Source organism: Streptomyces sp. NPDC058195 (genome assembly GCF_042883525.1).
Classification (GTDB): Bacteria; Actinomycetota; Actinomycetes; order Streptomycetales; family Streptomycetaceae; genus Streptomyces.
On record NZ_JBHVVM010000057.1, the window covers coordinates 1 to 9715 of the forward strand.

Annotated in this window: 2 protein-coding genes; both read right to left on the reverse strand. The window is 72.5% G+C overall.

Translation table 11 applies throughout. The annotated features are described in order from the left end of the window. Nucleotides 1–1595 (reverse strand): type I polyketide synthase (locus tag ACFVWY_RS35165; protein WP_389878988.1); only part of this gene is annotated, 1595 nt, incomplete at its 3' end. Nucleotides 1596–1647: 52 nt separating this feature from the next. Further along, nucleotides 1648–9715: SDR family NAD(P)-dependent oxidoreductase (locus ACFVWY_RS35170; RefSeq protein ID WP_389878989.1), on the reverse strand; the 8068-nt coding region annotated here is incomplete at its 5' end.

Here is a 9715-nt window from a genome sequence, read left to right on the forward strand (position 1 = left end):
CGGTGCTCCAGCTGGGCGCGTGTGGTCGCGGCGGAGAACGCGGTGTCCAGCAGGCCCGCCTCGGGCCGCCGCACCAGATGCGACCGCAGCCGCTCCGCCTGCGCACGCAGCGCGGGGCCGGACTTCGCCGACACCACCACCGGAACCGCCGCCGGATCCCGTACGTTGGCGGCAGCCGCGTCAGCCGTCGCGGCCGGAGCCTCCTCCAGGATCACGTGGGCGTTCGTCCCGCTCACGCCGAACGAGGACACTCCCGCGCGACGGAGGCGGCCTTCGGTGGCGAGCCAGGGTTCGGCCTCCGTGAGGAGGCGGGCCTCCCCGGCCTCCCAGTCGATGTGGGAGGAGGGCTCGTCCACGTTGAGGGTGGCGGGCAGGAGGCCGTTCTGCATCGCCATGACCATCTTGATGACGCCCGCCACGCCAGCGGCGGCGGAGGTGTGGCCGATGTTGGACTTGATGGAGCCGAGGTGGAACGGACCGTTCTCACGGTTCTGCCCGTAGGTGGCCAGCAGGGCCTTGGCCTCGATCGGGTCGCCCAGGCGGGTGCCGGTGCCGTGTCCTTCGACCGCGTCGACGTCGGATGTGGTGAGTCCGGCGTTGGCGAGTGCCTGGCGGATGACGCGTTCCTGGGCGGGGCCGTTGGGGGCGGTGAGGCCGTTGGAGGCGCCGTCCTGGTTGACGGCGCTGCCGCGGATCACGCCGAGGATGTGGCGGCCGTTGCGCTGGGCGTCCGAGAGGCGCTCCAGCACCAGCAGGCCGAGACCGTCGGAGAAGCCCGTGCCGTCCGCGGCCTCCGCGTACGACTTGCAGCGGCCGTCGGCGGCGAGGCCGCGCTGGCGGCTGAACTCGGTGAGCAGGAACGGGCCGGACATGATGGTGACGCCGCCGGCGAGGGCGAGGGAGCACTCGCCGGAGCGCAGGGACTGCGCCGCCAGGTGCAGGGCGACCAGGGAGGAGGAGCAGGCGGTGTCGATGGACACGGCCGGACCCTCCAGACCCAGGGTGTAGGCGACCCGGCCCGAGACGACGCTGGTGGTGGCGCCGGTCAGGCGGAAGCCCTCCACCTCGGGAAGAGCCCCTGCGGGCACCACCCCGTAGTCCGAAGTACCGACGCCGACGAACACGCCGGCGTCGGTGCCGCGCAGCGAGGTCGGGTCGATGCCGGCCGCTTCCAGAGCCTCCCAGGCGGCCTCAAGCGTGTGCCGCTGCTGCGGGTCGAGGGCGAGGGCCTCGCGGGGGCTGATCCCGAAGAAGCCCGCGTCGAACTCGTCCACGCCCGACATGAAACCGCCGCCGCGCGTGTACACCTTGCCGAGCTGCTCGGGGTCGGGATCGTAGAGGTTCTCCACGTCCCAGCCCCGGTCTTCCGGCAGGGGGGTGATGGCGTCGCGGCCCTCCGCGACGAGCTGCCACAGCTCTTCGGGCGAGGTGACCCCGCCCGGGAAGCGGCAGCTGATGCCGACGATCGCGAGCGGTTCCCCGGCACGGTCCTCGTACTCCTGGAGCCGGGCCCGGGCCTCGCTGAGGTCGACGGCGACCCGCTTCAGGTACCGGACCAGCTTCTCCTGCTGGAGCTCACTTTCTTCGCTGCTCATCTTCTCTTCCCCCTGGTTGTACTGAAGTTGCTGGTTTCCGTTGCCCGGCCCGTCACAGCGCTCCGAACTCCGCGTCGATGAGGTCGAAGACCTCGTCCGCCGTCGTGGCCGCGTCGAACTTCTGGGCCGCGGGCTGCGCCGACTCGCCGAACGAAGCCAGCAGCGTCCGGAGCCGCGCCGCGACGCGCTGCCTGTCCTCCTCCAGGACCTCGGTGAGTGCCCGTTCGAACTTCCGCAGCTCCCGGTCGATCACTGGCTCCGTCGGCGCGGTGGTGAGGGTGTCGCTGATTTCGGTGAGGAGGTGGTGGGCGACGGCGGTGGGGTTGGGGTGGTCGAAGACGAGGGTGGAGGGGAGTCGTATGCCGCTGGCCTGGGTGAGGCGGTTGCGGAGTTCGACGGCGCCGAGGGAGTCGAAGCCGAGGTCCTTGAAGGCGCGTTCGGGGTCGACGGTGTCGGGTGTGGTGTGTCCGAGGACGGCTGCGACGTGGGTTTGGACGAGTTCGACGGCGATGTGTGTGCGGTCGTTCTCGGTTGCGGCGGCGAGTCGCTGGACGAGTGAGGCGGTGGTCGTGGTGGTGTGCGTGCTGGTTCGGGTGGGGGTGCGGACGAGGCCGCGCAGGAGGGCGGGGAGCATTCCGGCGCGGGCCTGGTTCCGCAGTGCCGCCGTGTCCAGACGCACCGGAACCAGTACGGCGGAGTCGAGGTGATGCACCCCGTCGTACAGCTCGAGACCCTGCTCCGCGGTGAGTGCGCCCACTCCCATGCGTTCGAGGCGGGCCAGCTCGGCCTCGTCGAGACCGGCTCCCATGCCTCCCGCTTCGCCCCACAGGCCCCAGGCGAGGGAGGTGGCGGGCAGGCCTTCGGCCCGGCGGCGGACCGCGAGGGCATCGAGGGTGGCGTTGGCGGCGGCGTAGTTGCCCTGACCGGCGCTGCCGATGTGGGCGGCGACGGAGGAGAAGAGGACGAAGGAGGAGAGTTCGTGGTCGGCGGTCAGCTCGTCCAGGTGGATGGCTGCGTCGACCTTGGGGGCGAAGACCCGTGCCACCTGGGCGGCGGTCAGGGATTCGATGGTGGCGTCGTCGAGGATGCCTGCGGCGTGGACCACTGCGGTGAGCGGGTCTTCGAGCGTGCCGATGAGACGGGCGAGTTCGTCGCGGTCGGTGACGTCGCAGGCGGCGACGTCGACGTGGGCGCCGAGTTCGGTGAGTTCGGCGACGAGCTCGGTGACGCCTTCGGCGGCGGCGCCGCGACGGCTGACCAGGAGCAGGTGCCTGGCTCCGTAGGCGCGGACGTAGTGCTGGGCGAAGAGAGCACCCAGGCCGCCGGTACCACCGGTGATCAGGACCGTGCCCTCCGGATCCAGGGCCGGGGCCGCGGCCGTATTGGCCGGGGCCGCGGTCCGGGTGAGTCGGGGTACGCGGATCTCGTCGGCGCGGACGGCGAGCTGCGGTTCGTCCAGGCCCGCGAGTGCGGTCCAGTCGATGCCCGTGGTGTCGGTGTCGTCCTCGATGTCTACGAGCAGGAACCGCTCGGGGTGTTCGGACTGGGCGCTGCGGACCAGGCCCCACACCGGCGCCTGCGCCAGCTCAGGGACCTCGGTGGCGGCCACGGCGACCGCCTTCCTCGTGGCGACGACGAGACGGGCGTCGGCGAGCGCGTCGGCCGCCAGCCACTGCTGGAGCAGTGTCAGCGTCCGCTCGGTGACCTCGCGGACGGTGGCATCGGCGGACTCCACCACCGCGACCACCAGCTCCGGCGCCGGCTGTCCGGCGGACACCGCGGCGTCGAGCGCCGCCAGGTCCTCGTACTCCCCGCCCAGGACCACGACCCGGGCGTCCGAGTCGCTCCGCGGAGCCGTCACGGACGTCCAGCCGATGCGGTACAGCGGGGCTGCTCCCGAGCGGCGCAGGTTGTCCAGGTTCGCGGGGTCGACCTCACGGAAGGCCAGCCGCTCCACGCGGCCCACGCCGAGGACGTCCACGCACAGGGCGGAGTCGCCGCCGGAGGAGATCCGGACCCGGACCCGTTGCCCGGCCGTCCCGGTCAGGCTCACGCCCGACCACGAGAAGGGCAGCCGGGCCGTGGAGCCCGGACCCCGGTCGAGCCAGGACAGCCCGCCGTGCAGCGAGGCGTCGAAGAGGGCGGGATGCAGGGCGAAGCCGTCCGCGGAGGTCGCCTCGGGCAGGGCCACCTCGGCGAAGACGGCGTCATCGCCGCGCCAGGCGGCCTGCACGCCCTGGAAGGCCGGGCCGTAGTCGAACCCGAGCTCCGTCAGTCGGCCGTACAGATCGTCCACGGAGACGGGCTCCGCGTCGGCGGGCGGCCACTCGGTGGGCTGCCAGGCGGGCTCCGTCCGAGCGGCGGCCGGAACGAGAGTGCCCCGGCCGTGGCACACGGCCTCCTGCTCCTCGTCCTCGCCCGACTCCGGGCGGGTGTAGAGGGCGACCTCGCGGCGGCCCTCCGCGTCCGGAGTGCCGACGGTGACCTGGAGGTGTACGGCGCCCTCCTCCAGGATCAGCGGCGCCTCCATCACGAGCTCTTCGAGTACGGGGCTGCCGGCGTGCGTGCCAGCGGCCACGGCGAGTTCGACGAAGGCGGTGCCGGGCACGATGACCATGCCCAGTACGCCGTGGTCCTGTACCCAGGGTGCCGACTGCCGCGAGATGCGGCCGGTGAAGATCCACTCGTCGCGGTCGCCGACCTTGACGGCGGCGGCGAGCAGCGGGTGCCCGAGCTGCCCCAGCCCGGCTGCCGCGAGGTCTCCGGCACCGCTGCCCGGCGCGAGCCAGTAGTGCTCGTGCTGGAAGGCGTAGGTGGGGAGGTTGGTGGTGCGGGCGCCGGTGTTGGCGTAGTAGGTCTGCCAGTCGACCGGTATCCCGGCGGTGTGGACGTGGCCGAGGAAGGTGGCGAAGGTGTGGGTTTCGGGCTGGCGGGTGCGCAGGGTGGGGGTGAGGACGAGGCCGCTTTCGTCTTCGTTGTCGAGGCATTGGCGGGTGAGTGCGGTGAGGATGGCGTCGGGGCCGAGTTCGAGGTAGCGGGTGACGCCTTGCTGGTGGAGGGTGCGGATGCCGTCGTGGTAGCGGACGGTGCCGCGGACGTGCTGGACCCAGTAGCCGGGGTCGGTGAGTTCGTCGGTGACGATGCCACCGGTCACGTTCGAGATGACCGTGATGTTCGGCTGGTTGAAGGTGAGGCTTTCAGCGGTCTTCCGGAACTCAGCGAGCATGGGTTCCATGCGGGCTGAGTGGAAGGCGTGGCTGACGCGCAGCCGGGTGGTTTTGCGGCCCAGCTTGTCCCAGCGGGGGAGCCACTGGTCGAGTGCGTCGAGGTCGCCGGAGACGACGATGGACCGGGGTCCGTTGACGGCTGCGATCTCGAGCCGGCCTTCGAAGCCGGCCAGTGCCGCGAGGGTTTCGGGTTCTTCTGCCTGGATGGCGGCCATGCCGCCGCCGGTGGGCAGTGCGCCCATGAGGCGGCCGCGGGCGGCGACCAGGGTGCACGCATCTGCCAGGGAGAGGACACCGGCGATGTGGGCGGCGGCGATCTCACCCACCGAGTGGCCGATGAGGTAGTCGGGGCGGATTCCGAGGGATTCGACGAGCCGGTAGAGGGCGACCTCGATGGCGAAGAGTGAGGTCTGGGTGTACTCGGTGGCGTTGAGTGTGTCGTCCTCGGCGGCCAGCAGCTCGCGCAGGGAACGGCCCAGGAGCGGGTCGAGCTCGCGGCATACCTCGTCGAGTGCTGTGTCGAACACGGGGTAGGCGGCGGCGAGTTCGAGGCCCATACGGGCGCGCTGGGCGCCCTGCCCGGTGAACAGGAACGCCGTCTTCCCACTTACGGCGCGGCCTTGGATGACACCGGCTGCGGGCTCACCCGCGGCCAGTCCGGCGAGGCTCGCGAGCAGCTGCTCTCGGTCACCGGCGACGACCACAGCCCGCTGCTCCAGCTGGGCCCGCGATGTCACGGCCGAGAACGCGGTGTCCAGCAGGCCCGCCTCGGGCCGCCGCACCAGATGCGACCGCAGCCGCTCCGCCTGCGCACGCAGCGCGGGGCCGGACTTCGCCGACACCACCACCGGAAGCGGCGGGAGCTCCTCCCGGGCGGTCGCCACGGGCTCCGGGGCGGCCGGGGCCTCCTCGATGATCACGTGGGCGTTGGTGCCGCTGATGCCGAATGACGAGACTCCGGCCCGGCGCGGACGGTCCGCCGTGGACTTCCACTCCTCCGCCTCCGTGAGCAGGCGGATCTCCCCGGCCTCCCAGTCGATGCGGGAGGAGGGCTCGTCCACGTTGAGGGTGGCGGGCAGCAGGTCGTTCTGCAACGCCATGACCATCTTGATCACGCCCGCGACACCGGCAGCCGCCGAGGCGTGGCCGATGTTGGACTTGATGGAGCCCAGGCGGAGCGGGCCGTGCTCGCGGTCCTGGCCGTACGTGGCCAGGAGCGCCTGCGCTTCGATCGGGTCGCCGAGCCGGGTGCCCGTGCCGTGCCCTTCGATGGCGTCGACCTCCGTGGGAGCGACACCGGCGTTGGCGAGTGCCTGGCGGATGACGCGTTCCTGGGCGGGGCCGTTGGGGGCGGTGAGGCCGTTGGAGGCGCCGTCCTGGTTGACGGCGCTGCCGCGGATCACGCCGAGGATGTGGCGGCCGTTGCGCTGGGCGTCCGAGAGGCGCTCCAGCACCAGCAGGCCGAGACCGTCGGAGAAGCCCGTACCGTCCGCGCCCTCCGCGTACGACTTGCAGCGGCCGTCCTCGGCGAGGCCGCGCTGGCGGCTGAACTCGGTGAGCAGGAACGGGCTGGACATGATGGTGACGCCGCCGGCGAGGGCGAGGGAGCATTCGCCGGAGCGCAGCGCCTGGGAGGCGAGGTGCAGGGCGACGAGCGAGGAGGAGCAGGCCGTGTCCACGGAGACGGCCGGGCCCTCCAGGCCCAGGGTGTAGGCGACCCGGCCGGACAGCACGCTGGCCGCGGTGCCCGTGAGCCGGAAGCCGTCGAGCTCCTCGGGAGCCTGCGAGGCGTAGTCGGAGGCCACGACCCCGCAGAAGACTCCGGTGTCGGTGCCGTGGAGCCGCGTCGGGTCGATGCCCGCGGTCTCGAACGCCTCCCAGGCGGCCTCAAGGGTGAGGCGCTGCTGCGGGTCGGTGGCGAGGGCCTCGCGGGGGCTGATCCCGAAGAAGTCCGCGTCGAAGTCGCCAGCGCCGTCGACGAAGCCGCCGCCGGTGGCGTACACCTTGCCGGTCTGTTCGGGGTCGGGGTCGTACAGGTTCGCCAGGTCCCAGCCGCGGTCGTCCGGCAGGGGGGTGATGGCGTCGCGGCCCTCGGCGAGGAGCTGCCACAGTTCCTCGGGCGAGCTGACCCCGCCCGGGTAGCGGCAGCTCATGCCCACGATGGCCAGCGGCTCGTCATCGACGGGCCTGCGGGCGGTACGGGCCGCCGGACGCGCCTCGGCGGTCTCCACGGCACCGGCCTGGGCCAGCAGGAACCGGGCCACCGCCAGAGAGGTCGGGTGATCGAAGACGAGGGTGGAGGGCAGCCGTAGATCCGTGGTCTGGGTCAGGCGGTTGCGGAGCTCGACGGCGCCGAGCGAGTCGAAACCGAGCTCCTTGAAGGCGCGTTCGGGGTCCACACCGGACGGCGAGGAGTGTCCCAGGACGGCCGCGACCTGGGTGACCACCAGGTCCAGGGCCACGCGGAGCCGGTCCTCCTCCGCGACGGAGGCGAGGCGCTGGGCCAGGGAGCCGCCAGCGCTCTGGGTGCGGCGCGCGGGCATCCGTACGAGTCCGCGCAGCACGGCGGGGAGCAGTCCGGAGCGGGCCTGGTCGCGCAGGGACGCCTGGTTGAGGAGGACCGGGACGAGGAGCGCGGAGTCGAGACGGAGCGCGGCGTCGTACAGCTCACGACCCTGATCGGCCGACAGACCGCCCATACCGGCGCGTTCGAGGCGGGCGAGCTCGGCTTCGTCGAGCGTGCCGCCCATACCGCCTGCCTCGGCCCACAGGCCCCAGGCGAGGGAGGTCGCTGGCAGTCCGGCGGCCCGGCGGGCGGCTGCCAGCGCGTCCAGGGCCGCGTTCGCGGCGGCGTAGTTGCCCTGGCCGACACCGCCCAGGAGGGCGGCGACGGAGGAGAAGAGGACGAAGGAGGAGAGGTCGAGATGGGTGGTGAGTTCGTGGAGGTGAAGGGCGGCCTCGGCCTTCGGGCCCAGTACGCGGGCCAGTTGGCTGGGGGTGAGGGTCTCGATGGTGGCGTCGTCGAGGATGCCGGCTGCGTGGATGACGGCGGTGAGGGGGTGTTCGAGGGTGTTGATGAGGTGGGCGAGTTCGTCGCGGTTGGTGACGTCGCAGGCGGCGATGTCGACGCGGGCGCCGAGGTGGGTGAGTTCGGTGACGAGTTCGGTGACGCCGGGTGCGTTGGTGCCGCGTCGGCTGACCAGGAGGAGGTGCTTGGCTCCGTACGTCTTTGCGTAGTGCTTGGCGAAGAGGGCGCCGAGGCCGGTGGTGCCGCCGGTGATCAGGACCGTGCCCTCCGGATCCAGGACCGGCCGCGCAGGTCGGCCCGGGGAGACGGTCGCGCGGGCCAGGCGCGGTACGAGGATCCGGCCGTCGCGGAGCGCGAGCTGCGGATCCCCTTCCAGCGCCGCGAGCGACGCCCAGTCGAGGTCCGCCTCGGCGGCGGCGTGCTCGTCCAGGTCCACGAGCACGATGCGCTCGGGGTGCTCGGACTGGGCACTGCCAGCCAGGCCCCAGGCGGTCGCCTGGACCGGGTCCGCGGTCTCGCCCGCGGCGGTCGCGACGGCCCGACGGGTGGCCACGATCAGGCGGGATCCGGTGAGGGACTCCGCGGCCAGCCACTGCTGGAGCAGGCAGAGGACGTGCTCGGCCGTCTGCTGGAGCGTCGCGGTCGCGACGCCGGAGTCCGCCGGGTCGATGACGGCGACCACGGTGTCCGGGGCGGGAGCGCCCGCGGCCACCGCACGGTCGAGTTCGGCCGGGTCGGCGTAGGTACCGCCCAGAAGCTCGACGAGGGGTGCGGACGCCGCCGGGCGGGGTGCGGGCACGGTCGTCCAGTCCACCTGGTACAGAGGCGAAGCTCCCGCGCGGCGGGCGCCCTCCAGCTGGGCCTGTTCGACAGGGCGCGCCACGATGGAGCGCACGGAGACGACGTGGTTCCCGGATCCGTCCACCGCGTCGAGGCGCAGCGAAGCGTCGCCGATCGAGACGACACGGACCCGCAGCCGGGTCTCGCCCAGCTGGTCGAGCCGGGCGCCCGACCAGCTGAACGGCATCCACTGGCGGCCACCCTCGCCGTCGTTCAGAAGGATGGCGCCGCTCTGCAGGGCCGCGTCGAGGAGCGCCGGGTGCATTCCGAAGTCCCGGGCGGCCGCGTCCACGTGCTCGTCCGCGAGGGAGACCTCGGCGTACACCGTGTCGCCGGACCGCCATGCGGCGCGCAGCCCCTGGAAGACCGGGCCGTAGTCGTAGCCGATCTCGGAGAGACGGGAGTAGAGGCTGTCGACCGGCAGGGCCGTGGCCCCGGTCGGCGGCCACTGGGCGGGCCAGGCCGCAGGCTCTTCGGTGGTCGGAGCGAGGATGCCGCGAGCGTGGCAGGTGGCCTCCGGGGCCTCCCCGCCCTCGGCCGGGGACGCGCCCGTGGCCTCGGGCCGGGTGTAGACGGCGACCTCGCGGCGCCCGTCCTGGTCGGGCTCCCCGACCGTGACCTGTACCTGGACCGCTTCGCTCTCCTGGAGGAGGAGCGGGGCTTCGAGGACGAGTTCTTCGAGGACGGGCGTGTCGGCGTGGCGGCCCGCGGCGAGGGCGAGCTCGATGTGGTTCGTGCCCGGCACGACGATGTTGCCGAGGAGTACGTGCTCGGCGACCCAGGACTGTGCGTCGGTCGAGATGCGTCCGGTCAACAGCCACTCGTCGCGGTTGCCGAGCTTCACGGCCGCGGCGAGGACGGGGTGACCGAACGTGTCGAGACCCGAAGCAGCCGGATCCTGGGTACCGGAGCCGGGCGCGAGCCAGTACCGCTCGTGCTGGAAGGCGTAGGTGGGGAGGTTGGTGGTGCGGGCGCCGGTGTTGGCGTAGTAGGTCTGCCAGTCGATGGGGATTCCGGCGGTGTGG